Raw genomic sequence first — 24,134 nt, 5'->3', positions numbered from 1 at the left:
CCGGCGCGCCGCGGCCCGGTGGGTACGCCCCACCGGGCCGCGGTCCGGTGGGCGCTTACCCGTGACCGCCGCCGGCCGGCGCCGTCGCGGCCTCTGGCAGGCGGGTGACGCGTCCGCCGTCCAGCTCCAGGTGCTCGCCGGCGAAGCGGTCGCGCAGCCGGCGGTCGTGGCTGACGACGACGACCGTGCCCCGGAAGTCCGCCAGCGCCGCCTCCAACTCCTCCACGAGGGCGGGGGAGAGGTGGTTGGTGGGCTCGTCCAGCAGCACCAGGTCGACCGGCTCGGCGACCAGCCGGGCCAGTTCGATCCGGCGCCGCTGGCCGTAGGACAGCTCGCCCACCCTCAGGCGCAGGTCGGCCGGGCCGAACAGGCCGAGCGACAGCAGCTGTTCGGTGTGCTCGTCCCGGTCGCCCTCGCGGCCCGCGGCGAACGCCTCCGCGAGCGTCAGCTCGCCGGGCCACGGCGTCTCCTCCTGCCGGAGGTGGCCGACCCGGCCCCGGGTGCGGACCGACCCCTCGTCGGGGACCAGCTCTCCCGCCAGCACCCGCATCAGCGTCGTCTTGCCCGCGCCGTTCGGTCCGGTGACCAGCAGCCGCTCCCCGCCGCCGAGGCGCAGCGACGGCACGGCCAGCCGGTCCCCGACGCGGACGCCGGTCAGCTCCGCGGCCGGTCGGGTGTCCGGCCCGTCGGCGGTCGCCAGGAGGGCGGCGAACACCAACGGCTCCGGCGGCGGGCTGACCGGACTGCTCGTCAGCCGCTCGACCCGCTCCTTCGCGTTGCGGATCCGGACCATCGCGCCGTGGCCGCGACTGCGCGCCCGGAAGCCGCCGTGGCCGAACACGGCGAACGGCAGTTTGCGTGGAATCCCCTCCAGCCGGAACGAGTTGGCGGCGGCCAGCCGGCGGTTGCGGTCCAGCTCGGCCCGCCAGTCCTCGTACTCCTGGAGCCGGCGGCGCCGTTCGGCCGCCTTGGCGGTGAGATACCCGGCGTAGCCGTCGCCATGACGGGTCACCCGGCCCTCGCCGACCTCCAGGATCGTGGTGGCGACCCGCTCCAGGAACACCCGGTCGTGGGTGACCGCGAGCACGGTGCCCCGGTGGGCGCGCAGGTGCGCCTCCAGCCAGGCCACCGCCCGGTCGTCCAGATCGTTGGTCGGCTCGTCCAGCAGCAGTAACTCCGGCCGGGACGCCAGCGTCGCGGCCAGCGCCAACCGCGACCGCTCGCCGCCCGACAGCGTACCCAGCGCCCGGTCCCGCGCCAGGGCCCGTCTTCAAACCCCCGCCTGCGGGGCGACGCCGGGGCACGCACCTCGACGGCTTCTCGTCAGTCGCCGATGCTCCGCATGGACTCCCTCCTCGGCGCCGCCGATGCACGCACCCCAACGCCGCCCCGCCCGCCCTCCGGGCGGACGACGGGGGCTTGAAGACGGGCCCTGGGCCCGGCAGGCCGAGCCCGTGCAGGGCGACGTCCACCCGGGCGTCCGCCTGGTAGCCGGCCCGCGCCTCGTACCGGGCGAGCAGGTCGGCGTACGCGGCCAGCGCGGTGGCGAGCTCGGGCCCGGTGAGGTCCGCGAGCCCGGCCTCGGCGCCGCGCATCCGGGCCTCCAAGGCCCGGAGGTCCGCGAGCGCCAGATCCACCGCGTCCTGAACGGTGGCCCGGGCCGGCAGGTCCAGGGACTGGGCGAGGTGGCCGATGCCGCCGGGGGCGACGACGGTCAACTCGCCGTTGTCCGGCTGGTCCTGACCAGCGATCAGGCGCAGGAGGGTCGACTTCCCGGCGCCGTTGTCGCCGATCACCCCGGCCCGCTCGCCCGGCTTGAGGCTGAAGGACACGCCGTCCAGCACGACGCGGTCGTCGTAGCGGCGGGTGACGTTCTGGAGGGTGAGCTGCGAGGTGGTGATGGTGGTGGTGTTGGTGGTGCGTGATGGGGTGATCAAGGTGAAGTCCCCTGTTCTCGGCGGGGCTGAGCCGGGGTGGGCCGGGCCGGGCCGATAGGAACGGACGGACGGACGCATCCGCGCGCGTCGGGGCACCCCGCCGGAGCCGGACGCCGTAGGGCAGGCGGCAGCGCTGGGGGAGGACCGGAAGCACGGATGGAGGCAGCGCGGGGTGGCGGAGCGAAGCTCAACGCCGTCGCGCGGGGGATGTCACAGAGTACCCATGGGCAGCACCGTAGACGCGTCGTTCGGGAGGTGCAATCGATTTTCCGAGGGAATCGCCGCCGCCGCCGCCGCGCCGCCGGCCGGTCGGTGTTGGGCCGGTGGAGCGGCTCAGCGGATGATCGGTTTGGCCGCGTACCAGAGCGTGATCGGGGAGTCCAGGGGCACCACCGTGCCTGCGGCCGGGTCCGTGCGCAGGGCCTGGTTCACGGGCTTGCTGCGGTCCTCGGTGCCGGAGGCCGTGACCTTGGTGAAGTGGAGGTCCCGGAGGAACTTCTCGGCGTCGGCGCGGGTCAGGCCCGCGATGTCGGGAACCGCTGCCCGGCCGTCCGACACCCGCAGCACGACGGAGGCGCCCACGGGCACCTCGGCCCCGGCGGCCGGTTCGGTGGCGAGCACCTGGAGTGCGGGCAGCCGGCCGGCGGTGACGGTCCGGGCGGTCGAACGCAGCCCGAGGGCCTTGAGCTTCGCCTCGGCGTCGGCCTGGCCCAGCCCGGCCAGGGGCGGGAGCACGACCGTTCGGGGCGAGGGGGAGGGGGACGTCGTTCGCGGCGAGGGGGAGGGGGAAGGTGAGGGCTTCACCTTTCCCCCGCCGTTGTTCCCGTTCCCGGTTCCAGTCCCGGTGCCGGGCCGCTCGCTCGGGGAGGCGGCCGAGGTGACGGTCACGACCGAGGTGACCGGAGCCGGACTGGGCTGGGAGGGGACGGTATCGCCGGATCCCGCCGAGGGACTGCCGCTGCCCCGGCCGACACCGAGCACCAGGACGACCGCGACGAGCACCGCCACGACCGCCACCAGCACCGCGATCACCAGCGGCCCGCAGCCCCCGCCGGTCCGACCGTCCGGCCGCTGCCGCTGCCCCGGGGACGGCCGCCGCCCGGGCGCGGGCCGACCGCCCCCGCCGCGCCCGCCCCAGTCGTTCCCGCCCTCGGCGTTCCCGCCCCCGGGTCCGTTCCCGCTCTGCCCGTTCCCGTTATGCCCGCTGCCGTCGTCGTCGCCCGGGTCGACGTCGAGCTGCCCGGGCACGTCCACCGCGAACGCCGCGCAGGCCGCCCCCTGGCGGGCCGAGGTCGCGGCGACCCGCAGCGCGACGCCGAACCGCGAGTACCGCGCGCCCTGCACCCGGCCCGCCAGGTCGGCGCCGGGCACGCCGAACCGGGAGGCGATGTCGAGGCCCAGCCCGACGAAGTCGAACGGCACGGTCCAGCGCAGCTCGACCCGGCGGGTCGCGCCGGGCGGCAGCGGCGCCTCGGCGGCCTGCCGGTCGAAGTCCAGCCGCCCCTGGACGGGTTCGACCGGTTCGATGTGGAAGCCCGTAGGGCGCGGCCCGGCGTTGTACACGAGGAGGTCCGTGAAGACCGTGCCGCCGGCCACCCCGAACCGGCGGGGCGGTTCGCACCAGGCCCGCACACCGGCGTCCGACCCGGCCCGCAGATCGGTGCCGCAGTACTCGCCCGGACAGTAGACGTCGAGCCGTTCGGCCCCGTCCGCGCGGGTGCCGCACAGTTCGCAGTACAGCGCCATGGTCCCCCTCGGTCTCGGTAGGCCCCGACCCGCCCCGACCCGCCCCGGAGGTACCCGGCCACCCGGCGACGGAACCGCCAACTCCCGGACCGGGACCGGCCCGTGACCGGTCGACCGCAGAACCGTCACCGGCCGTTCGAACGCCGGTCGGGCAGGGATGTCCGGCCCGCCGCCGCTGATAATTGGGAAAGTTTCCTAACGATATCTCTTGACCGTGCACCCTCACGCCGGAATTCTGTACGTCACCCGCCCTGACGGTCCGTCCGTCCCCGGGCTTCCCCCACCCTGCCGCGCCCCCTCTCCTCCTGCTGCTCTCCGGCGATCACCCGCCCCCCGACCGCAAGGAGCCACGTGAACAGGCCCACTCGTCGAACCGTCCTCGGCGCCGCGCTCACCGCCGCCGCCACCGCCGCACTCCCGCGCACCGCCAACGCCACCACGGCCGCCGCCGCCTCCGCCTCCGCAGCCCTCAGCGTCTCCAGCTGGCAGCAGCGCTGGGCGCCGTCCGCCGCGGCCGACGGCCTCGCCGCCTTCGAGACGATCGAGGACGACCGCGCCGACTCCCACCCCGCCGGCCATCCGCACATCCGCGTCGACAACGACACCTACCGCTGGACCATGCACACGGTGGACCGCGACTCCGCCACCGACCGCCAGCGGCACGAGGTCACCGGCATGCGGAGCCCGGCGGGCGGCGGCTTCCTGGAGTGGCGGTCCGGCCAGACCTGGCGGACCACCTACTCGATGTACATCCCGTCGGCGCTGAAGGCGACCACCAGCTTCACCCACATCATGCAGATGAAGCAGCCCGGCAACGGCACCTCCCCGATCGTCGTCCAGTCGCTGCGCCGGGTCGCCGGAGCGCAGACCATCGAACTCCAACTCCCCATCAGCGGCGTCCTGGTGGGGCGCACCAGCCTCGACCCGCTGCACGACCGCTGGGTGGACGTGGACTTTCGGATCACGGTGGGCGACGGTTCCGCCGGTGCGGTCCGGTGGATCCTGCGCAGCGCCGGCGCCACCGTCGTCGACGTCGAGCGGACCGGCGTCGACACCTTCCTCGCCGACCGGGTGCGGCCCAAGTGGGGCATCTACCGCTCGCTCGGCGACACCTCCGGCTCGCTCCAGGACTGCTACCTGCTGACCTCCGCGATGCGCGGCTACCAGCTGGTCTCCGGGCCCACCGGGGTCTACCGGGTCGACGAGGCGCGGATCTCCCGGGGCAGCGTCGACACCGACCACGCCGGCCACAGCGGCGCCGGGTTCGTCAACCTGGAGAACACGCCCGGCAGTTACGCCGAGTGGACGATCCAGGCGGGCGCCGCCTCGACGGCCTCCCTCGACCTGCGCCACGCCAACGGCACCGCCGCCGCCCGGCCGATGGACATCACCGTCAACGGCACCCGGATCGCCGCCGGGCACCCCTTCCCGCCGACCGCGAACTGGGACACCTGGGCGACCACCACCCTGCCGGTCTCGCTGAAGGCCGGGGCCAACACCGTCCGGCTCACCTCGACCACCGCAGACGGCGGCCCCAACCTCGACCGGATCGCCGTCCGCTGACCCGACCCCGACCCCGACCCCCCAGGAGGACCGGATGCGCCTGACATCCGCCGGCGGCGCGGGCCTCACCGTCGCCGTACTGATCATCGGCACCCTGGCCGTCCCCCCGGCCCAGGCCGCCACCGGAAGCCGCCACGCGGCGGAGAGCTACGCCCCGGACGCCGCCCCGGACGCCGCCCCGGGCGTCGACTACCAGGCCGAGGACGCCGTCATCACCCGGGGCGCCGTGGCCACCAACCACACCGGGTACTCCGGGACGGGCTTCGTCGACTACACCAACGTCGCCGGCTCCTCCGTCGAGTTCGGCGTCAGCGCCACCACGGCCGGCACCGCCCCGCTGACCTTCCGGTACGCCAACGGCACCGCCGTCGACCGGCCGATGGACATCTCCGTCAACGGCACCGTGATCGCCTCCGGCGTCTCCTTCCCGGCCACCGCGAACTGGGACACCTGGGCGACCAGGACGGTCGACGCGCCGCTCCGGCCCGGGACCAACACCGTGCGCGCCACCGCGACCACCGCCAACGGCGGCCCCAACCTCGACCGGCTGACCGTCGGCGCCACCGCCGACTCCACCGCGCCGAGCCGTCCCGGCGAACCACGCTGCACCGACATCGGCCCCACCAGCCTGACCCTCGGCTGGTCGGCGGCCACCGACAACGTCGGGGTCACCGCGTACGACCTCTACGAACACGGCAACAAGCTCGCCGAGACCCCCGGCACCACGACCACCAGGGTGCTCACCGGCCTCGCCCCCAGCACCACCTACAACCTCACCGTGATCGCCCGCGACGCGGCCGGCAACGCCTCCCCGGCGAGCGTCGCGGTCGACTGCACCACCGGCGTCAGCAGCGACCCGCCGCCGAGCGCCCCCGGCGCCCCCACCGTCTCCGGCGTCACCGCCACCTCCGCCACGCTCGGCTGGGGGGCCGCCGGCGACGACAAGGGCGTGGTGGCCTACGAGGTCCGCAGCGGCGCCGCCGTGCTGGCCACCGTCACCGGCACCCCACCCGCCACCACCGCCACCGTCACCGGCCTGGCCTGCGACGCCCCGTTCAGCCTGACCGTGGTCGCCAAGGACGCCGCCGGCGGCGTCTCGCCCGCCTCCGCCGCGGTCTCCTTCACCACCGGCGCCTGCCCGGCCGACGGCGGCGTCCCCGGTTCGCCGACCACGCTCAGCGGCGGCTGGACCGTCCCCTGGGGCATCGCCTGGCTGCCGGACGGCGCCGCCGCCCTGGTCACCGAACGGGACGGCTTCAAGGTCTTCAAGCAGACCCGGAGCGGGACCAGGACCCAGATCGGCACCGTGCCCAACACCGTCACCACCGACGGCGAGGGCGGGCTGCTGGGCGTGGCCGTGGACCCCAACTGGTCCACCAACCACCACGTGTACTTCATGCACACCGCCGCCGAGGGCAACCGCATCGCCCGCATGACGTACGACGGCAGCACGCTCTCCGGCTACACCGTCCTGCTCCAGGGCATCAAGAAGAACCGCTACCACAACGGCGGCCGGCTGGCCTTCGGCCCGGACGGCTACCTCTACGCCACCACCGGCGACGGCCAGACCCCCGCCCTCGCGCAGGACCGGAACTCCCTCAACGGGAAGATCCTGCGGATGACCACCGCGGGCAAGCCCGCGCCCGGCAACCCGTTCGACAACCACGTCTACAGCCTCGGCCACCGCAACCCGCAGGGCCTCGCCTTCGACCGCAACGGGCGGCTCTGGGAGGCCGAGTTCGGCGACTCCAAGTACGACGAGCTCAACCTGATCAAGCCGGGCGCCAACTACGGCTGGCCGACCTGCGAGGGCACCTGCGGCACCGCCGGCATGACCAACCCCAAAGCCACCTGGCCGGTCAACCTCGCCTCCCCGAGCGGCATCGCCATCGTCCGCAACGTCATCTACCTGGCGGCGCTGCGCGGCACCCGGATGTACCGCATCCCGATCAACGGCGACACCGAGTCGGTCTCGACCCCGACCTCCTACTACGTCGGCACCTACGGCCGGCTGCGCACCGTCGCCAAGGTCCCCGGCGCCGACCAGCTCTGGCTGACCACCACCAACGCGGACAACAACGGCAACCAGCCGGACGGCTCCGACAAGATCCTCAAGGTCACCATCGGCTGACCGTCCCGCCGTCCCGCCGCCCCGCCGGAGCAGCACCGCCTTCCGCGAGCCGTACCGGGCCCGCCCGCCCCGCCGCCGTACTGTCGAACCCCGGTACCGGAGGAGGAGCACTGATGCGCCGTGTGATCTATTCGATGGGCATCTCGCTCGACGGCTACATCGTCGGGCCCGACGGCGGCTTCACCTGGACGGATCCGGACGAGGAGGTCTTCCGCTTCGCCATCGACGAGATCCGCGAGGTCGGCGTCCATCTGATGGGACGCCGGCTGTACGAGACGATGCGCTACTGGGAGACCACCGACCCGGATTCGTTCGACGACATCGAGCGCGAGTGGGCCGCGCTCTGGAACCCGCTCCCGAAGGTGGTGTTCTCCACCACGCTGTCCCAGGTGCGGGGCAACGCCCGGCCGGCCACCGGCACCGTCGCGGAGGAGATCGCCCGGCTGCGGGCCGAGCCGGGGGAGGGGGACATCGCGATCGGCGGCGCGACCCTCGCCGCGTCGGTGGCGGCGGCGGGCCTGATCGACGAGTACCGGCCCAGGGTCTACCCGGTACTGGTCGGCGGCGGCATCCCGTACTTCGCGCGGGACGAGGAGCGGGTGGACCTCGAACTCCTGGAGACCCACACCTTCACCTCCCGCGTCATCCACCTCCGCTACCGCGTGGCGCGCTGAACGGTCGCGCGGCGTCCCCGGGGACGCCGCGCGAGCCGCCGCTACGGCCGGACAGGCCCTACGGCCGGACGGCGCCCATGTAGGGCATGACGCCGATCGGGAGCACCTCGATGTTCTTGCCGGTCCGGGGCGCGTGGATCATCTTGCCGTCGCCGATGTAGATGCCCACGTGGTGCAGGTCGTCGTAGAAGAAGACCAGGTCGCCGGGCTGGAGGTCGCCGCGGGCGATGCGGGTGCCGACCTTCCACTGGTCCTGGGAGATCCGGGGGAGCTTGATGTCGGCCGCGCGGTAGGCGGCGCCGGTGAGGCCGGAGCAGTCGAAGCTGTTGGGGCCGGTCTTGCTCCAGCCGTAGGGCTTGCCGAGCTGGGCGTAGGCGAACTGCACGATGGTGGCGGCGCGTCCACCGGCGGCCGCCGGTGCCGGTGCCGGGGTGTTCGCGGCGGGGGCGGAGGAGGCCGGCTGGGCCGCGGCCTTGGCCTTGTCGGCGGCCTCCTTCGCGGCGGCCTTGGCACGCTCCGCGGCGGCGGCCTGCTGGGCGGCGGCCTTGGCCTTGTCGGCGGACTCCTGGGCGTTGATCTTGGCCCGCTCGTCGGCGCTGAGCCGGTTCAGCAGGGTCTGGGCCTGCGCGAGCTTGGCCTGGACCTCGTTCTTCTGCGCCCCGAGCGAGGCGCCGACGGCGTCGAGTTCGGCGAGGGTGGCGGTGGCCTCGGCGCGCTCCTGGTCGAGCTTGCGCTGTTCGCCCTGGGCCTGCTTGAGCAGGTTCGTCTCGGAGCCGGCGACCTGGTTCTGCACCGAGGCGCGCCCCAGGTAGGCGGCCGGGTCGGAGTCGAGCATCAGCTGAATGCCCGGGTCCATGCCGTTGTTGCGGTACTGCTCGGCGGCCACCACACCGAGCTGGGTGCGCAGTTCGTTCATCGCCTCCTGGCCGCGGGCCACCTTCTCCTGGATCCGGTTGGCCTCGCCCTGGAGCTTCTGCTGCCTCTCCTGGAAGCCGTTGTAGCGCTCGGTCGCCTGCTCGGCCTCCTCGTTCAGCCGGTCCACCTGCTCCTTGACGGAGGCGAGGTTGGGGGCGGGCTCGGCATGGGCCGTGCCGGAGGCGAACACCGCACCGCCGGCCATGGCCGTGGTGAGGACCGCCAGGCGGGCCCGGCTCGGGGGGCTGAGCTTGCGACGCTTTCCCATGGCGATGGGCGCTCCTTCGAGTGATCTGAACGGATACCGAAGAAACGCTCTGGGTGTGACAGCAGGTTCAGCCCGAGTCGCGGGGCGGCCCGAAAGGGCACGGCGACGAAGGCGGACCGGGCGCTCAGTGCGCCGTACCGGCCGGGGCGGGTTGTTCGGCGTCGCCGAAGCGGGCCAGGGTGAGGGCGCCGAGGACGGCCGCCGCGAAGCCGGTGACGGCGAGGGGGGTGGCGTCGTGGCGGGTGTGGTCGCCGAGCAGCAGGACGCCGATGACGGCCGGGCCCAGGGTCTCGCCGAGCACCATGGCCGCCGTCGCCGCCGTGACCGAGCCGTTCTGCATGGCCCAGGTGAGGGCGGCGAACCCGCCGAGGCCGGCCAGGGCGATCGCGTAGGCGGCCGGTTCGGCGAAAAGGTCGGGCAGCCGGGCGTCGGGCAGGACGCGCACGGCGATGCCGACCACGCCGAACTGCAGGCCGGCCACCAGGCCCAGCAGCGGGGCGCGGCGACCGCCGGCGTAGCGGACGACGGCCCAGCCCGCGCCGATCAGCAGCACCGAGGCGAGCAGCACGCCGAGCCGCAGTGCCGTGCCGCCGCGGCCGGGGCCGTCGCGCCCGGCGCTCACGGCGAGGACGCAGAGCCCCACGCAGACGGCGGCCACCCCGGCCCACTCGCTGCGCCGCAGCCGCACGTGCAGCACCCGGGCGGCGCCGACGGCGGTCACGGCGAGCGCGGACGCCAGGACCGCCTCGACCTCGTACAGCGGGAGCCGGCCCAGGGCGAGGAGTTCGGCGCCGAAGCCGAGCATGTCCATCCCGACACCCGCGAGGAACGGCCACTGCCGGAACGCCCCGGCCAGCGCGGCGGCCCCGCCGGGCGGCTCCCCGGCCGCGGCACGACGGGCCCCGACCGCCTGGAGCACGGTGGCGGACCCGGTGAGCAGGGCGGCGGCCAGCGCCGCGAGCAGACCGAAGGACATGCGCCGACGGTACGGTCCGGTGCCACCCGCGCCCCGCTCCGGCACGCCGGGGGAGGTCGGGGTCGCCACCGTGCTCCAGGCGGTAAGGGGGAGTCCCAGCGGTGGGGCCGTCCGGGCGCCTACCATTCCGGTGCCGGTACGGATCCGCCCGGGCCCGTGTCGCGCCCGTCAGCCATGCCTCCGTCCTGAAAGGGGACCCCAGAGTGGCCAGTAGTGTCGAGACGCTGGAATTCCAGGCCGAGACCCGGCAGTTGCTCCGGCTGGTGATCCACTCGATCTACTCGAACAAGGACATCTTCCTGCGCGAGCTGATCTCGAACGCCTCCGACGCCTTGGACAAGCTGCGGCTGGAATCGCTGGCCGACTCCACCGTCCAGGCCGACATCTCCGATCTGCACATCGCCCTGGAGGTCGACCGGGACGCCCGCACGCTGACCGTCCGTGACAACGGGATCGGCATGAGCCGCGACGACCTCGTGGACCTGATCGGCACCATCGCCAAGTCCGGTACCGCCGGCCTGCTGGAGAAGATCAAGGAGTCCCAGGACGCCGCCGCGGCGCAGAGCCTGATCGGGCAGTTCGGCGTCGGCTTCTACTCCGCGTTCATGGTCGCGGACAAGGTCACCCTGCGTACCCGGCGGGCCGGCACCGACGCCGGTACGCGGTGGGAGTCCGACGGCGAGGGCACCTACGAGCTCCAGGCCGTCGACGGCCTGCCGGTGGGCACCTCGGTCACCCTGCACCTCAAGCCCGTGGACGGTGAGGACGGTCTGGCCGACTACCTGGCCGGGTGGAAGATCCGCCAGATCGTCAAGCAGTACTCGGACTTCATCCGCTGGCCGATCCGGATGGCCGCCGAGCAGACCGAGGGCGCCACCGGAACCGAGAACGACGGCGACGCCGCCGTCGAGACGCTCAACTCGATGAAGGCGCTGTGGGCCAGGCCGCGCAGCGAGGTGACCGAGGCCGAGTACACCGAGTTCTACCAGCAGATCAGCCACGACTGGCTCGCCCCCGCCGAGACCATCCACATGCGGGCCGAGGGCACCTTCGAGTACGAGGCGCTGCTGTTCGTCCCCGCGCAGGCGCCGTTCGACCTGTTCTCCCGCGAGACCAAGCGGGGCGTGCAGTTGTACGTCAAGCGGGTGTTCATCATGGACGACTGCGAAGCGCTGATGCCGAACTACCTGCGCTTCGTCAAGGGGGTGGTGGACGCCCACGACCTGTCGCTGAACATCTCCCGCGAGATCCTGCAGCACGACCGCCAGATCCAGGCCGTGCGGCGGCGCCTGGTCAAGAAGGTCCTCGGCGCGATCAAGACCACGCAGGCCAACGACGCCGAGCGCTACGGCAAGCTGTGGGACCAGTTCGGCCGGGTGCTGAAGGAGGGCCTGGTCGAGGACACCGACAACACGCAGGCCCTGCTGGAGCTGGTGTCGCTCCCCTCCACGCACGACGCGGAGCGGCCCACCACCCTGCGCGCGTACGTCGAGCGGATGAAGGACGGCCAGGACGCGATCTACTACCTGACCGGCGAGACCCGCGCGACGGTGGAGAACTCCCCCCACATGGAGGCCTTCACCGCCAAGGGGTACGAGGTGCTGCTCCTCAGCGACCCGATCGACGAGATCTGGGCCGACCGGATCCCGGCCTTCGACGGCCACCGGCTGCAGTCCATCGCCAAGGGCCAGGTCGACCTCGACGAGCCGGCCGACGGCGACCAGGAGGCGGACTCCGAGCGGTCGAAGCGCGAGCAGGACTTCGTCGCCCTGCTGCCGTGGCTGACGACGGCGCTGGCCGAGCAGGTGAAGCAGGTCCGGCTGTCGTCGCGGCTGACGACCTCCGCCGCCTGCATCGTCGGTGACGCCGACGACATCTCGCCGACGCTGGAGAAGATGTTCCGGGCGACCGGGCAGGAGATGCCCCCGGTCAGGCGCACCCTGGAGCTCAACCCCAGCCACCCGCTGATCACCGGCCTGCGCACGGCGCACGCGACCGATCCCGCCGACCCGGCGCTGCCCGAGATCGCCGAGCTGGTGTACGGCGGCGCGCTGCTCGCCGAGGGCGGCGACCTGCCCGACCCGGCCCGCTTCACCCGGCTGCTCACCACTCACCTGACGCGCACCCTGTAGCGCCGGTGGGGTGCGGGCCCGCCGCCCGGTTCGCGGCGGGCCCGCCCACATGCTCCGGCTGAGGGGGCGTCAGGCGGCGTGGCCGGGCCAGGGGACATCGGTGGAGACGGGCTCGGCGTAGTCGATGCCCGGGACGGCGAAGCCGTAGAGCCGCTGGACCTCGGCGCGGAACCAGTCGAGGTCGGCGAGCTCGGCGATGGTGTCGGTGCTGGCCGCCTCCCAGCGCTCGGCGACGGCCGCCTGGACGTCCTCGGTGAGCTCCCAGGTGTCCAGCCGGATCCGGCCCTCCTCGTCCAGCGCGAGCGGGGCGGCGCCGGTGAGCTGGTCCCACAGGGCGGCGAGCTGGTGGACGGGCGGGACCACGCCCTCGCCGAGGGCGCCGCGCAGCAGACCGGTGTAGAGGGCGATGCCGGGGATGGCGGTGGAGGACTGGGTGACGGCGGCGCCGTTCACGGAGGTCACGGCCCGTCCGCCGACCGTCGTGCCGAGGCGCTCGTCCAGGGTCCGGGCGGTGGCCTCCAGGTGGGCCTTGGCCACGCCGATCGTGCCCTGCCGGTAGATCGCCTCGGTCAGCGGCGAGCCGATGTAGGAGAGGGCGGCGGTGGTGAAACCGTCGGCGAGCAGGCCCCGGCCGGCCAGGTGGTCGATCCAGCGCTCCCAGTCCGCGCCGCCCATCACGGCGACGGTCTGCTCGACGTCGTCGCCCTCGGCCGGTCCGGTCTCCACCTCGCGGACCTCGGGGGCGCCGGCGTCGTCGAAGAGCAGGGTCTTGGTGCGGTTCGCCCGGCCGATCGGCTTGAGGACGGAGGCGTACGTGGTGCCGGTGTCGGGGTCGGTGCGGCGGGGCGCGGCGACCGAGTAGATCAGGTAGTCCAGCCGGCCGCCGAAGCGCTCCTTCAGGAGGTCGGCGACCTGGTCCTTCATCAGGTCGGAGAAGGCGTCGCCGTTGAGGAACACCACGTCCCGCCCGGCGGCGCGGGCGAGGTCGGCGGTGGCGGCGGTGCGGTACCAGCCCGCGGTGGCGGTGCGGCGCTCGGTGGGGGCCTTCTCGAAGGACACGGCGATGCCGCGGATGCCCGCGCGCTTGAGTCCGGCGAGGGTGGCGGCAAGGCCGTAGCCGGCGGAGGAGCCGATGACCAGGGCCACCGGCCCGGCGCCGTCCGCCGGCGCGTCGGTGGGGGCGGGGCAGGCCTGCCACATGTCGGTGACCAGCTGCCGGCAGCCCGCCGGGTGGGAGTCGAGGAACAGGAAGCCTCGGTTGCGGGGGGTGAGAACGCGCCGGGTCACGATGGAAGTCCTAGGGGTCGGCCGAGCGCGGCTGGGGTCGGCTCGGGGACGGCTCGGGGACGGCTGGAACAGGCTGGAACAGGGGCGCGGGGTCCGGTCGGGGCCGCCGCGTGCTGCCAAGTCTGGGGCGGTACGGGCGCGGGGCGGTGCTGCTCACGGGGACAACGATCACCAGTCGATCTTGGAGGGTTCACACCACGTCGGCCTGACGAACGGCGGGGGACGAACGGCGGGGGGACGAACGGCGGGGGCCGGTCGGCGGGTGGGAATCAGGCCCGGTGGCTCATTGTCATGGGCACATTGGACAGGATGTTACTTCTGGGTAATGTTGCGGCGTCCGACGGGTGAACCACCCACCGCCCGCCATGCTCTGAAGGAACATCACGTGTCCCGACCCGGCTCCCGCCGCTCCGGTCGCGCGCTGCGCACCGCTCTCGCCGCCGCCGCTGCAACCACCCTGCTCGCCGTCGTCCCGTCGACATCTCCACCCTCGCGCCGTTCCCGGACGGCGGCTTCGAGGACGCCCTGGTCGCCGGTCTGAAGGCCGCCGTCGCCGCCGGCCACCGCCCCGTCGTGCGGATCCTGGTCGGCGCCGCGCCGGTCTACCACGCCAATGTGCTGCCCTTCCGCTACCGGGACGAACTGGTCGCCAAGCTCGGCCCGGCGGCCGGCTCGGTCAGCCTGAACATCGCCTCGATGACCGCCTCGCGCACCGCGTTCTCCTGGAACCACTCCAAGATCCTGGTCGTCGACGGACGCACCGTCATCTCCGGCGGCATCAACGGCTGGAAGAACGACTACCTCGACACCACCCACCCCGTGTCGGACGTCGACCTCGCGCTGAACGGCCCCGCCGCGACCTCCGCCGCCCGCTACCTGGACACCCTCTGGGAGTGGACCTGCGGCCGCACCGGTGTGTTCGACAGCGCCTGGTTCGCCTCCTCGGACGGCGGCGCCGGCCGCCCGTCGATCGAGCGCGAACTCAACCCGCCGGCCGCCGCCACCGGCGACGTCCCGGTGATCGCCGTCGGCGGCCTCGGCGTCGGCATCAAGGACGTGGACGCCGAGTCCGCCTACCTGCCCGGCCCGGTCGCCGGGGCGGCGGACGCCAGGTGCAGCCCGCTGACCCTGCACGACAACACCAACGCCGACCGCGACTACGAGACGGTCAACCCCGAGGAGAACGCCCTGCGCGCCCTCGTCGGCAGCGCGCGGCAGCACGTCGAGATCTCCCAGTAGGACATGAACGCCACCTGCCCGCCGCTGGCCCGCTACGACTCCCGCCTCTACGACACGCTCGCGGCCAAGCTCGCCGACGGCGTGAAGGTGCGGATCGTGGTCAGCGACCCGGCCAACCGGGGCACGATCGGCAGCGGCGGCTACTCGCAGATCAAGTCCCTCGCCGAGATCAGCGGCGTGCTCAAGGCCCGGCTCACCGCGCTCACCGGCGACCAGGGGAAGGCCACCGCCACGATGTGCGGCAACCTCCAGCTCGCCACCTTCCGCGCCGCGCCCACCGCCACCTGGGCCGACGGCAAGCCGTACGCGCTGCACCACAAGCTGGTCGCGGTGGACGACTCGGCCTTCTACATCGGGTCGAAGAACCTCTACCCGGCCTGGCTGCAGGACTTCGGCTACATCGTCGAGGACCGCGACGCGGCCGCCCAGCTCGACCGCGACCTGCTCGCCCCCGAGTGGCAGTACTCCCGGGCGACGGCCACCGTCGACTGGGCGACGGGGCTCTGCCGGGCCTGAGTCGTGCCTGAGTCGTGCCTGAGCCCCGGTGGACGTTCCTGTGAGGTCCGCCGGGGCGTCAGTCGTCCAGCGGGGCGGGGCAGTCGACGGCGGAGCAGTCGACGGCCGCGCGGTCGCGGCTCCGGTTCAGGCTCCGGTTCCGTTCGCGCTCGCGGGCCGCGCGGCAGGGGAGGTGGCGGGTGAGCGCGTCGCTGCAGTTGGCGGCGGCCATCCGTTGCAGCAGGGCGGCCAGGCGGGTGACGAGCGGGCGCAGCCGGGCTCGCAGGGCGGCGTCGACGCGGGCGTCGAGGCGCTCGACGGCGGAGCAGAGCCGGGTGACGAGGTGTGCGGTACCGCGAAGTGCGCGGCGGAGGTGGTTCACGGGAGTGCAACCGGCGAGTCATCCGGCCGGTTCCGGCCGTGGGCCGGGTGGCCGATGACAGACACTCGTCCGTGCGCCCCTTGCGCCCCCGTGCGCGCCCTCGCGTGCGGCGGGGTGGCGCGCGGTGGCGGTGCGTGCCGGTCAGCCCGCCGGCGCGGGGCGCCGACGCCGGCACGTCAGGGCCTGGACCGCGGGCGGTCCAGGTCGCGCGCGCGGTCGTCGGGGCTACCCGCAGCGGTGGCGGAGGAGGGTGGTGGCGACGGCGATCTGGGTGGGCTCCAGGGCGGGCCGGCCGTCCTCGATGTCCCACAGGCCGTTCTGCAGGACGCGGGCGAGGGTCCAGCCGGCCGCGCGGGGGCGGTCCAGCTCCAGGGCCTCGGTCAGCAGGTCGAAGCGGCGGAGCACGGTGCGTTCGGCGTCGGCGCCGGCCAGGACGGCGTCCCAGCGCTGGTCGATGGCGGGGAGGAGCTCGAACCCCGGGTCGCCGGCGAGTGGTTCGGGGTCGATGACGAGCCACGGTTCGCGCCCGCCGGCGAGCACGTTGCCGTCGTGCAGGTCCCAGTGCAGCAGCCGGTCGCCGGGCTCGTCGAGCAGCGCGCCCGTCGCCGCCGCGCAGTCCAGCAGCAGTCGGCGTTCGTCCGGGTCGGCGAGCGACGGGGCCGCGCCGGGCGCCTCCGCCAGCATCGCGGCGGCGATGTCGCCGAGCCGGCGCAGCCCCGGCGGCGCGGGGACGGCGGTCAGCCGGGCCGCCAGCGCGGCGAGGAGCTCCAGCGCGGCGTCGTCGTCGGTCACCGTGCTCAGTGAGCGGGTCGCGTCGAGGCGTTCGAGCAACTGGGTGCCGCTCTCCTCGTCGTGGTCGAGCAGCAGGACGGCGCCTTCGCCGCGCCAGGCGCGCAGTCCGGCCGCCACTCCGGCCGTCTCGGGGCGGACCTGCTGCAGCCGCAGCACGGCGCGGGCGCCGTCCGGCCGACGGACCGGCAGTACCAGGGAGGCCATGCCGTGGGCGGCCGGGCCGTCGGGGGCGAGGTCCCATCGGTCGAGGAAATCGGCGGCGAGGAGCGGCAGTTCGCGGACCCAGCGACGTTCGGTGGCGCCGTTGGCGCCGTAGGAGGCGGCGAAGTCTGCCGGGACGTCGACCGGACGGGGTGTGCTCATCGGAACCTCCCTCGGCGGGGCCGCGGTCGCACCCCGAACTGTTCGAGTTCGACTCTCGCACGGACCGGACGGGTGGGCGAATCGACGGGAAGTACTGCGCACTCTGTCATCTGACGGTGTCTCGGTCGAAGGTCCGCCTGGACGACGACCTGGTCGCCGCCGTGCTCGCCCGGGCGACGGCCGAGGCGCGGGCGCGCATCGTGCTCACCCACTTCGAAACGGTCGTCGACGAAGGACAACCTAGCCACATTGCCATCGAGTTGATGGTCAATCAGTCTTTGAGGTCGGGGGACGACCGACATCGGAGGGGGACGGATCATGGTTCTACGGCATCGGCTGCGCAGGGTCTGCGCGGTGCTCGGCACGGCCGCCGCACTGGTGGTCGGCGCGGGCGGGGTGCTGGCCGCCTCGGCGGCGGTCCCGGAGGGGGTGGTCCAGGGCACGGGATCGCCGGACGCGGTGCCCGGCACCTATCTGGTGGTGCTGAAGTCCCCGGCGGCGAAGGGCGGTTCGGTGGCGGCCGGGGCGTCGGCGCTGGCCCGCGCGTACGGCGGCACGGTGCGCCGCAGTTACGACGCGGCGCTGCCCGGCTTCTCGGCGGCGCTCACGCCCGGGCAGGCGCGCCGGCTGGCCGCCGATCCGGCGGTGGCGCTGGTCTCGCAGAACCGCCGGGTGCGGGCCGACGGCGTCCAGGCCTCGCCGGAGTCCTGGGGGCTGGACCGGATCGACCAGCGCCGCTTCCCGTACGACGACCGCTACACCTACCCGGACACGGCGGGCGCCGGGGTGACGGCGTACATCGTGGACACCGGGGTGCGGATCACCGCGGAGGAGTTCGCGGGGCGGGCCTCCTACGGCTACGACGCGATCGACGGCGACACCGTCGCGGACGACGGCCACGGCCACGGCACGCACGTCGCGGGGACGGTGGCCAGCAGTTCCTTCGGGGTGGCGAAGGCCGCGAAGATCGTCGCCGTGCGGGTGCTGAACGACGAGGGCGAGGGCACCACGGAGCAGGTGGTCGCCGGCATCGACTGGGTCACCAAGCACGCCGTCCGCCCGGCCGTGGTCAACATGAGCCTGGGCAGCGACCCGGACCCGGCGCTGGACGCGGCGGTCGCGGGGTCCGTCGCCGCGGGCCTGACCTACACGGTCGCCGCCGGTAACCAGAGCGTCGACGCGAGCGAGCACTCCCCGGCCCGGGTGCCGAGCGCGATCACCGTCGGGGCGACGGACCGGGGCGACGTCCAGGCCTCGTTCTCCAACTACGGCCCCCTGGTGGACCTCTACGCGCCGGGGGTGGACATCACCTCGGTGTGGCACGTGGTCGACATCGGCGGTCTGGGCATCGCCATGTCGGGGACGTCGATGGCCGCCCCGCACGTGGCGGGCGCCGTCGCGCTGTACCTGTCGTCCCACCGGACCGCCACCCCCGCCCAGGTGGCGGCGGCGCTGACCTCGGCGGCGACCGTCGGCTCGCTGCACGACCTGGGCCCGGGCTCCCCGGACCGCCTGCTGTACACCGGTACGGTGCCGAACCGGCCGCGCGGCCCGCTCTTCGCCTCCCCGGCGCCGGTGCCGTTCGACGGGGTCGGCACGGTCGAGGCGCCGGTCACCGTCACCGGGGTGTCCGGCAAGGCCCCCCGTGACCTGGACGTCTCCGTGGACATCGCCTACTGGTGGAGCGGCGACCTCAAGGTCGAACTGGTGGCCCCCGACGGCGCGGTGTTCCTGCTGCACGGCACCGACATCGGCGAGGCCAGGACGGACCTCGCGGCCGTCTACGGCGTCGACGCCTCCGCGCACACCGCCGCCGGCGTCTGGCGGCTCCGGGTGACCGACGTCGGCGGCTACTTCCCCGGCACCATCACCCGCTGGTCGCTGCGGTTCTGACGGCGCGGGGGGTCGACGCTCAGCACGCCTCCAGGACGGCCGCCTCCTCCCGGATCAGCTCGCGCAGCGCGGCGAGCCCGGGGCGGCGGTCGTCCAGCCGCCACTGGAGCTCCAGCGGCAGGGTGGCCCGGCCGGCCAGCCGCACGGTGACCACGTCCTCGGTGAGGTGGCCGGTGATCGAGGCGGGCACCAGCGAGAAGGCCCGGCTCTGCGACAGCAGGTAGAGCCGGGAGCCGACGATCCGGGCCGGGCCGACCAGCACCGGCGGCTCCACCCCCCGTTCGGCGCACAGCGCCAGCACGTGGTCGTAGTAGCGCGGGCTCTGTTCGCGCGGCCACAGCAGCAGCGGCAGGTCGCCGAGTTCGTCCAGCCGGACGGCCGCCCGCCCGGCCAGCGGGTGGTCCCGGCTGAGCGCGACGTGCACCGGCTCGTCGGCGATCCGCTCCCGCCGGTAGCCGGGGACGTCGTCGAGGAAGCGGCCGAGACCGAGGTCGGCGAGCTCCCCGGCCAGCGTCGGCGAGACCCGGCCGGTGTCCACCGACAGCTCGGCCAGGACCAGTTCGGGCAGCTCCCGTTCGGCCCGGCTGACCACGGCCGGCAGCAGCCGGTTGACCACCGTCGGGGAGGCGACGATCCGGGCCGTGCCGAGCCTGGTCTCCTCGTGCAGCCGCACCCGGGCGAGCAGGGTCCCGGCCTGGGCGAGCAGCCGGGCGGACTCGGCGGCCATCACCTCCCCGGCGGAGGTCAGCCGCACCGAGCGCCGGCTGCGGTCGAACAGCTCCACCCCGACGGTCCGCTCCAGCCGGGCGACCTCCTGGCTGACCGTCGGCTGCGAGATGTGCAGGCGTTCGGCGGCCCGGCCGAAGTGCAGGGTGTCGGCCACCGTGAGGAAGACCTCCAGCTGACGCAGGGTGAGACTCATAGCCCAAAGTCTATGAGAAGGGCCGGTATTCATTCTGGATCCCGATGTGAGCGCTCCCTAGGCTGAGCCCACCGCTGCCACACCGTGGTGGCCGCCTCACAGGGAGCACACGCCATGACCGGACTTCCCATCCACATCTCCGAGGACGTCGCCGAGGCCGTCGCCGCCGGCGCCCCCGTCGTCGCCCTGGAGTCGACGATCTTCACCCACGGGCTGCCCCGGCCGCGGAACCTGGAGGTCGCGCTGGAGGCGGAGGAGCGGCTGCGGTCCACCGGCGTCGTCCCGGCCACCATCGGCGTCTACGCGGGCGTGCCGACGGTCGGCCTGTCCACCGCGCAGATCGAGGAGCTGTCCGGGGCCGACGACCTCGACAAGGCGAGCCTGCGCGACCTCCCGGTGGTCGCCGCGCTCGGCCGGCACGGCGGCACCACGGTCGCCGCCACCGCGTTCCTCGCCCACCGCGCCGGCATCCGGGTCTTCTCCACCGGCGGCCTGGGCGGCGTCCACTTCGGCGCCTCCGAGAGCTTTGACGAGTCCGCCGACCTGACCACCCTGGCCGCCATCCCGGTCACCGTGATCAGCGCCGGCGTGAAGTCGATCCTCGACATCCGGGCCACCCTGGAGCGCTTCGAGACCCTCAACATCCCCGTCATCGGCTACCGCACCCGCCGCTACCCCGGCTTCTACATCACCGACTCCGGCCACGAGATCGCCTACCGGGTCGACACCCCCGAGGAGGCGGCGAAGGTCATCGAGGCCCGCGACGGCCTGGAGCTGCCGCAGGCCGTCCTGATCGCCAACCCGGTCGACCCGGCCAAGCAGCTGCCCCCGCAGGAGCTGGAGGCGCTGCTGACCCGCGCCTGGGCCGAGGCCGACGCCCGGGGCATCAAGGGCAACGCCTCCACGCCGTTCCTGCTGGACTTCATCCAGCGCGACACCCAGGGCCGCAGCCTGGAGGTGAACATCGAGGTCTACCGGGGCAACGTCCGGCTGGGCGGGGAGATCGCCACCGCGCTGGCCGCCGCCCGAAGCGAGGCCTGACCGATGCTCGGAGTGCTCGGCGACCTCGTGGAGGACATCGTCGTCTGGGTGGCCGGACCGCTGCGCCACGGCACCGACTCCGCCGCCCGGGTCTTCCGGCAGCGCGGCGGCAGCGCCGCCAACGTCGCCGCCTTCGCCGCCGGCCAGTACCCGACCCGCTTCCTCGGCTGCGTCGGCGACGACCCGGCCGGCAGCGGCCTGGCCGCCGAACTGGCCGGCCACGGCGTGGACGTCCGGGTCACGCACCGCGGCCGGACCGGCAGCATCGTCGTCCTCATCGACGACGAGGGCGAGCGCACCATGCTGCCCGACCGGGGCGCGGCCACCCTGCTGGAGACCGTGCCGGACGCCTGGCTGGCCGGACTGACCCATCTGCACGTGCCCGCCTACTCCTTCGACGGCGAGCCGGTCGGCACGACCGCCGTCGACGCGCTGCGCCGGGTCCGCGCGGCCGGCGGCACGACCTCGCTGGACGCCTCCTCCACCGGCATGCTGGAGGGATTCGGCCGCGAGCGCTTCCTGGCCCTGGCCGCCGAGCTCGCGCCCACCCTGCTGTTCGCCAACCGGGCGGAGTCCGCCTACCTGGGGCTGCTCGTCGACGGCCGGCCCGGTCCGGAGCGCGCCCGGCTGACGGCCACCACGGTGGTCACCAAGTCCGGGGCGGACGCCACCACGATCGACGTGCCGGGGGAGGAGCCGTTCACCGTGCCCGTCCCGCCGGTCGGCGAGGTCCGCGACCTCACCGGCGCGGGCGACGCCTTCGCCGCCGGCTTCCTGGCGGCGTTCCTGGACGGGCGGCTGACGGGGCGGCTGACGGGGCGGCTGGCCGGCGCGGGCCCGGACGCGGCCGGTCTGCGCGAGGCCGCCGCGCGCGGCCACCGCTGCGCCGCGCGGGTGCTGGCCTCACCGGGCGCCTCCTGCGCGGCGGACTGACCCGACGCACCGTCACCCTCCTGTACCCGCACCGTTGGACCACCGGGCCGGGCCGCCGACTTCCCCGGCGGCCCGGCCCGGCCCGGCCCGGTGTCGGTGTGCTCGGAATCCGTCTTCATCTAGGCCATCATCTGACCTACATGGCTTCTATCGTGGAACACGTCGGACGGAACGACCCGGCGGACCAAAGCACCCACGAAGGCGGAGACCATGAACAGCACCACGACCACCACCACCGTCGCCGCCACCGGTGAGCGCGCCGACCTGCTGGAGCAGATCGGCCGGGTGCGCTACTTCCTGCGCTTCACCACCCGTGACCTGACGGACGAGCAGGCCGGGCAGCGGAGCACCGCCGGCGAGCTGTGTCTGGGGGGCCTCGTCAAGCACGTCACGGCCTGCGAGCGCGTCTGGGTGGGCTTTATCCTGGAGGGCCCCTCCGCGATGCCCGACTTCGCGAACATGACCGGGGCCGACCTGGAGCAGCGCGCCGACGAGTTCCGGCTGCTGCCCGGCGAGACGCTCGCCGGTGTGCTCGCCGAGTACGAGGAGACGGCCCGCCGCACCGACGAGCTGATCGCCGCCCTTCCCGACCTCGACGCCTCGCACCCCCTGCCGACGGCGCCGTGGTTCGAGCCCGGCGCCCGCTGGTCCGCCCGCCGGGTCCTGCTCCACCTCATCGCCGAGACGGCGCAGCACGCGGGCCACGCCGACATCCTGCGCGAGTCCATCGACGGCGCCAAGTCCATGGGCTGAGCCCGGACGGGCCCCGGACGGCCGGCTGGGCGACTGCTGGATTAGGTACCTCTGAAATCAGAGGGTGGTAGCCACCACGGCCACCCACAACCAGCGTAAGCCAACCACTACCTACCAAGCTCGGATCGTCCAGAAGCAGACCGCCCTCGTTCCGGGCCTCGGCTGGCGGCAGGCGGTGGCGAAGCTACTGGTCGAGGGGGTGGATGGACCTCCGGGTCGCCGACCGGCTCGAAGACCTGGCGCGACTTCCGCTTCGACCGGAAGTTCATCCAGATCAGCCGAGCAACATCAGCCCACCCGACCAGCCTCCCAACTCGAAACGCAGATGTACCAGTTGGGCGGCTCTGTCAGACTTGCGCCTGTGACGCTCGACTCCCGCTTTCGCTCCCGCCGCTTCGAGGCTGCCTGGCCACGCCAGATCATCAAGACCGAACTCGACCGCCTCATCGAGGCCTGTGAGGCTCCCAGCTTCCACGTCACCAACTGGGGCGACGAGTGTGAACTCTTCCTCCTGGAGGCGTTCACGTCTTCAGAGCCGCTGGACGAGTTCCGTAGCATCCAGGAGCACGCGCGCAGCGGCTTCATCGACCTACAGGACAAGTCCACTTCGATCTCACGCAGGGACTGGATCAAGAAGCTGAGCACGGGAGTGGATGCGTTTCCAATCCCCACGCCCCGACTCCCGTACTGGTCCGAGCGGCGCACTGCACCTCAGACGCCTTCCTTGACCGATCTCCCGACCACTGCGCGTCGCTTCGCCGCCGTCTTCGACAAACTGGCCAGTACCGGGTACTTCTCCTGGGCGTTCGGTGAGCTGTGCGTCGATGACGACTATGAGGGCACTCTCGGGCCGAATCCAGCCAAGACAATTCACCAAGAGCTTGGCCGCGATGGCCTCTGGCCGCTGTTCGGACACATCAAGGACTACAGCCTTGATGACCTGTGCGACATCATCGAATATCTGGCGGATCAAGTCCGCCGGCCGAAGCGACGCACACTTCACGGTCACGCTGGCTGCGGATACCACTACCAGCATTCATACTCTGCCGACCGCGGCTTGGAAATCTACCGGTGGCAGGTCAACCAAGTGCTCTCCCAGAGCGCGCTGGGGTTGACCCTCACGGAGAACGGCCGGTTGGAGACGGCGGCTTCCGGCCCGATTGAGGATCTTGTCACGACGGTGCGCGCAGCCGAGAATGTGCACGACGCGGATGGCATGGAACTGGAGCACGCCCTTACCCAGTTCAGGGCTCGGGGCGCTTCTGAGATGGACCGCCGATTGGCTGTTGTCGCGCTCGCTGGCATCTTGGAGCGGCGGCGCGGGCTCATCAAGGAGCAACTGCAAAGCAAGGACGGGGGCGCGCTGTTCCAGATCGCCAACCAGTTCGGCATCCGCCACCAGGACGCCAAGCAGCAGAAGGACTACGACCCCGAGCTGTACCTGGAGTGGGTCTTCTACTGGTACGTCGCAACGATCAACCTGACCAACCGGATCGTCGCTTCGCAATCGTAGGCGCTGCGCTGATCTTCGCCATAGATCGGCGACCCAATCCCGCTCTCCCGACCAGTAAGGCATCACACCATGGGCGCGCAGAAGTCCGTGCGCTTCGACCCGAAAAGACATCAACTAAGGGCTGTCCCGTAACTGATCTTTGAAAGATCGAGGCAGGGTTGCTGTGGCCGCCAGTGAAC

18 protein-coding genes and 3 pseudogenes are annotated in these 24,134 nt (G+C 73.2%); 12 read left to right on the top strand and 9 right to left on the bottom strand.

The window, feature by feature from the left end; genetic code table 11:
* Nucleotides 1-55 precede the first annotated feature (55 nt).
* From ACFP3U_RS17880 to ACFP3U_RS17870, 3 genes and pseudogenes are all read right to left on the bottom strand, one after another.
* Nucleotides 56-1,264: pseudogene (locus ACFP3U_RS17880) on the bottom strand (ATP-binding cassette domain-containing protein); the annotation flags it as partial.
* 175 nt (nt 1,265-1,439) lie between these two features.
* Nucleotides 1,440-1,901, bottom strand: a pseudogene (locus tag ACFP3U_RS17875) (ATP-binding cassette domain-containing protein); the annotation flags it as partial.
* Between the two features lie 369 nt (nt 1,902-2,270).
* Entirely contained in the window at nt 2,271-3,683 is a 1,413-nt protein-coding gene (locus tag ACFP3U_RS17870; protein WP_380226534.1) for a PASTA domain-containing protein, read from the bottom strand.
* Between the two features lie 351 nt (nt 3,684-4,034).
* On the opposite strand from ACFP3U_RS17870, the pseudogene ACFP3U_RS17865 reads away from it, so the two are divergent.
* The 4 genes and pseudogenes from ACFP3U_RS17865 to ACFP3U_RS17850 all read left to right on the top strand — a co-directional run.
* Nucleotides 4,035-4,856 (top strand): annotated as a pseudogene (locus ACFP3U_RS17865) (hypothetical protein); the annotation flags it as partial.
* Complete coding sequence (locus ACFP3U_RS17860; protein WP_380226596.1) at nt 4,836-5,246, top strand: carbohydrate-binding protein; 411 nt, start codon at nt 4,836-4,838, stop codon at nt 5,244-5,246. The pseudogene ACFP3U_RS17865 and the gene ACFP3U_RS17860, both read left to right, overlap by 21 nt.
* A 34-nt stretch (nt 5,247-5,280) precedes the next feature.
* Entirely contained in the window at nt 5,281-7,377 is a 2,097-nt protein-coding gene (locus ACFP3U_RS17855; RefSeq protein ID WP_380226533.1) for a PQQ-dependent sugar dehydrogenase, read from the top strand.
* A 113-nt stretch (nt 7,378-7,490) separates the two neighbouring features.
* A complete protein-coding gene (locus ACFP3U_RS17850; protein WP_380226532.1) occupies nt 7,491-8,051 on the top strand; it encodes a dihydrofolate reductase family protein in 561 nt (186 codons plus the stop codon).
* A 58-nt stretch (nt 8,052-8,109) separates the two neighbouring features.
* Here ACFP3U_RS17850 and ACFP3U_RS17845 read toward each other — a convergent pair whose 3' ends face one another.
* Complete coding sequence (locus ACFP3U_RS17845; protein WP_380226531.1) at nt 8,110-9,234, bottom strand: C40 family peptidase; 1,125 nt, start codon at nt 9,232-9,234, stop codon at nt 8,110-8,112.
* Between the two features lie 124 nt (nt 9,235-9,358).
* On the bottom strand, nt 9,359-10,210 hold the full coding sequence (locus ACFP3U_RS17840) for a hypothetical protein (protein ID WP_380226530.1): 852 nt from the start codon (nt 10,208-10,210) through the stop codon (nt 9,359-9,361).
* Nucleotides 10,211-10,413: 203 nt separating this feature from the next.
* Here ACFP3U_RS17840 and htpG point away from each other — a divergent pair, with 203 nt between their 5' ends.
* Nucleotides 10,414-12,342 carry a molecular chaperone HtpG gene (gene htpG / locus ACFP3U_RS17835; RefSeq protein WP_380226529.1) on the top strand — a complete coding sequence of 643 codons (1,929 nt, stop codon included), beginning with the start codon at nt 10,414-10,416 and terminating at the stop codon, nt 12,340-12,342.
* A gap of 69 nt (nt 12,343-12,411) precedes the next feature.
* On the opposite strand, the gene fabV is transcribed toward htpG, so the two are convergent.
* Nucleotides 12,412-13,629, bottom strand: coding sequence for an enoyl-[acyl-carrier-protein] reductase FabV (gene fabV, locus ACFP3U_RS17830; RefSeq protein ID WP_380226528.1), 1,218 nt, complete (start codon nt 13,627-13,629; stop codon nt 12,412-12,414).
* Between the two features lie 573 nt (nt 13,630-14,202).
* On the opposite strand from fabV, the gene ACFP3U_RS17825 reads away from it, so the two are divergent.
* Nucleotides 14,203-14,868, top strand: a complete 666-nt coding sequence (locus ACFP3U_RS17825) for a phospholipase D-like domain-containing protein (protein WP_380226527.1) — start codon at nt 14,203-14,205, stop codon at nt 14,866-14,868.
* Between the two features lie 3 nt (nt 14,869-14,871).
* Nucleotides 14,872-15,384 carry a phospholipase D-like domain-containing protein gene (locus ACFP3U_RS17820; protein ID WP_380226526.1) on the top strand — a complete coding sequence of 171 codons (513 nt, stop codon included), beginning with the start codon at nt 14,872-14,874 and terminating at the stop codon, nt 15,382-15,384.
* 58 nt (nt 15,385-15,442) lie between these two features.
* Here the strand turns inward: ACFP3U_RS17820 and ACFP3U_RS17815 are convergent, their stop codons facing one another.
* Together ACFP3U_RS17815 and ACFP3U_RS17810 are read right to left on the bottom strand one after the other, a co-directional pair.
* Nucleotides 15,443-15,745 carry a hypothetical protein gene (locus tag ACFP3U_RS17815; RefSeq protein WP_380226525.1) on the bottom strand — a complete coding sequence of 101 codons (303 nt, stop codon included), beginning with the start codon at nt 15,743-15,745 and terminating at the stop codon, nt 15,443-15,445.
* A 225-nt stretch (nt 15,746-15,970) separates the two neighbouring features.
* The gene (locus ACFP3U_RS17810; protein ID WP_380226524.1) at nt 15,971-16,900 is read right to left on the bottom strand and encodes an aminoglycoside phosphotransferase family protein; all 930 of its coding nucleotides are present in this window, start codon (nt 16,898-16,900) and stop codon (nt 15,971-15,973) included.
* A gap of 318 nt (nt 16,901-17,218) precedes the next feature.
* Between ACFP3U_RS17810 and ACFP3U_RS17805 the strand changes: the two genes are divergently transcribed.
* Nucleotides 17,219-18,793 carry a S8 family peptidase gene (locus ACFP3U_RS17805; RefSeq protein ID WP_380226523.1) on the top strand — a complete coding sequence of 525 codons (1,575 nt, stop codon included), beginning with the start codon at nt 17,219-17,221 and terminating at the stop codon, nt 18,791-18,793.
* Nucleotides 18,794-18,812: 19 nt separating this feature from the next.
* Here the strand turns inward: ACFP3U_RS17805 and ACFP3U_RS17800 are convergent, their stop codons facing one another.
* Nucleotides 18,813-19,715, bottom strand: a complete 903-nt coding sequence (locus ACFP3U_RS17800) for a LysR family transcriptional regulator (protein WP_380226522.1) — start codon at nt 19,713-19,715, stop codon at nt 18,813-18,815.
* Between the two features lie 114 nt (nt 19,716-19,829).
* On the opposite strand from ACFP3U_RS17800, the gene ACFP3U_RS17795 reads away from it, so the two are divergent.
* From ACFP3U_RS17795 to ACFP3U_RS17780, 4 genes are all read left to right on the top strand, one after another.
* Nucleotides 19,830-20,756, top strand: a complete 927-nt coding sequence (locus ACFP3U_RS17795) for a pseudouridine-5'-phosphate glycosidase (RefSeq protein ID WP_380226521.1) — start codon at nt 19,830-19,832, stop codon at nt 20,754-20,756.
* A gap of 3 nt (nt 20,757-20,759) precedes the next feature.
* Nucleotides 20,760-21,689: a carbohydrate kinase family protein gene (locus ACFP3U_RS17790; protein ID WP_380226520.1), complete on the top strand. Its 930-nt coding sequence runs from the start codon at nt 20,760-20,762 to the stop codon at nt 21,687-21,689.
* Nucleotides 21,690-21,899: 210 nt separating this feature from the next.
* Complete coding sequence (locus ACFP3U_RS17785) at nt 21,900-22,442, top strand: DinB family protein (protein ID WP_380226519.1); 543 nt, start codon at nt 21,900-21,902, stop codon at nt 22,440-22,442.
* Nucleotides 22,443-22,803: 361 nt separating this feature from the next.
* Nucleotides 22,804-23,955, top strand: coding sequence for a hypothetical protein (locus ACFP3U_RS17780; protein ID WP_380226518.1), 1,152 nt, complete (start codon nt 22,804-22,806; stop codon nt 23,953-23,955).
* Nucleotides 23,956-24,134 lie beyond the last annotated feature (179 nt).

The organism is Kitasatospora misakiensis (assembly GCF_042656005.1).
GTDB classification, from domain to species: Bacteria; Actinomycetota; Actinomycetes; order Streptomycetales; family Streptomycetaceae; genus Kitasatospora; species Kitasatospora misakiensis.
This window is presented reverse-complemented; position numbering and strand designations above follow the sequence as displayed.

Excerpts from the sequence above, each read along its gene's own strand:
- ACFP3U_RS17870 (WP_380226534.1), bottom strand. The coding sequence starts at position 3,683 with ATGGCGCTGTACTGCGAACTGTGCGGCACCCGCGCGGACGGGGCCGAA.
- ACFP3U_RS17860 (WP_380226596.1), top strand. The coding sequence starts at position 4,836 with ATGCGCGGCTACCAGCTGGTCTCCGGGCCCACCGGGGTCTACCGGGTC.
- ACFP3U_RS17855 (WP_380226533.1), top strand. The coding sequence starts at position 5,281 with ATGCGCCTGACATCCGCCGGCGGCGCGGGCCTCACCGTCGCCGTACTG.
- ACFP3U_RS17850 (WP_380226532.1), top strand. The coding sequence starts at position 7,491 with ATGCGCCGTGTGATCTATTCGATGGGCATCTCGCTCGACGGCTACATC.
- ACFP3U_RS17845 (WP_380226531.1), bottom strand. The coding sequence starts at position 9,234 with ATGGGAAAGCGTCGCAAGCTCAGCCCCCCGAGCCGGGCCCGCCTGGCG.
- ACFP3U_RS17840 (WP_380226530.1), bottom strand. The coding sequence starts at position 10,210 with ATGTCCTTCGGTCTGCTCGCGGCGCTGGCCGCCGCCCTGCTCACCGGG.
- ACFP3U_RS17820 (WP_380226526.1), top strand. The coding sequence starts at position 14,872 with ATGAACGCCACCTGCCCGCCGCTGGCCCGCTACGACTCCCGCCTCTAC.
- ACFP3U_RS17810 (WP_380226524.1), bottom strand. The coding sequence starts at position 16,900 with ATGAGCACACCCCGTCCGGTCGACGTCCCGGCAGACTTCGCCGCCTCC.
- ACFP3U_RS17805 (WP_380226523.1), top strand. The coding sequence starts at position 17,219 with ATGGTTCTACGGCATCGGCTGCGCAGGGTCTGCGCGGTGCTCGGCACG.
- ACFP3U_RS17800 (WP_380226522.1), bottom strand. The coding sequence starts at position 19,715 with ATGAGTCTCACCCTGCGTCAGCTGGAGGTCTTCCTCACGGTGGCCGAC.
- ACFP3U_RS17795 (WP_380226521.1), top strand. The coding sequence starts at position 19,830 with ATGACCGGACTTCCCATCCACATCTCCGAGGACGTCGCCGAGGCCGTC.
- ACFP3U_RS17790 (WP_380226520.1), top strand. The coding sequence starts at position 20,760 with ATGCTCGGAGTGCTCGGCGACCTCGTGGAGGACATCGTCGTCTGGGTG.
- ACFP3U_RS17785 (WP_380226519.1), top strand. The coding sequence starts at position 21,900 with ATGAACAGCACCACGACCACCACCACCGTCGCCGCCACCGGTGAGCGC.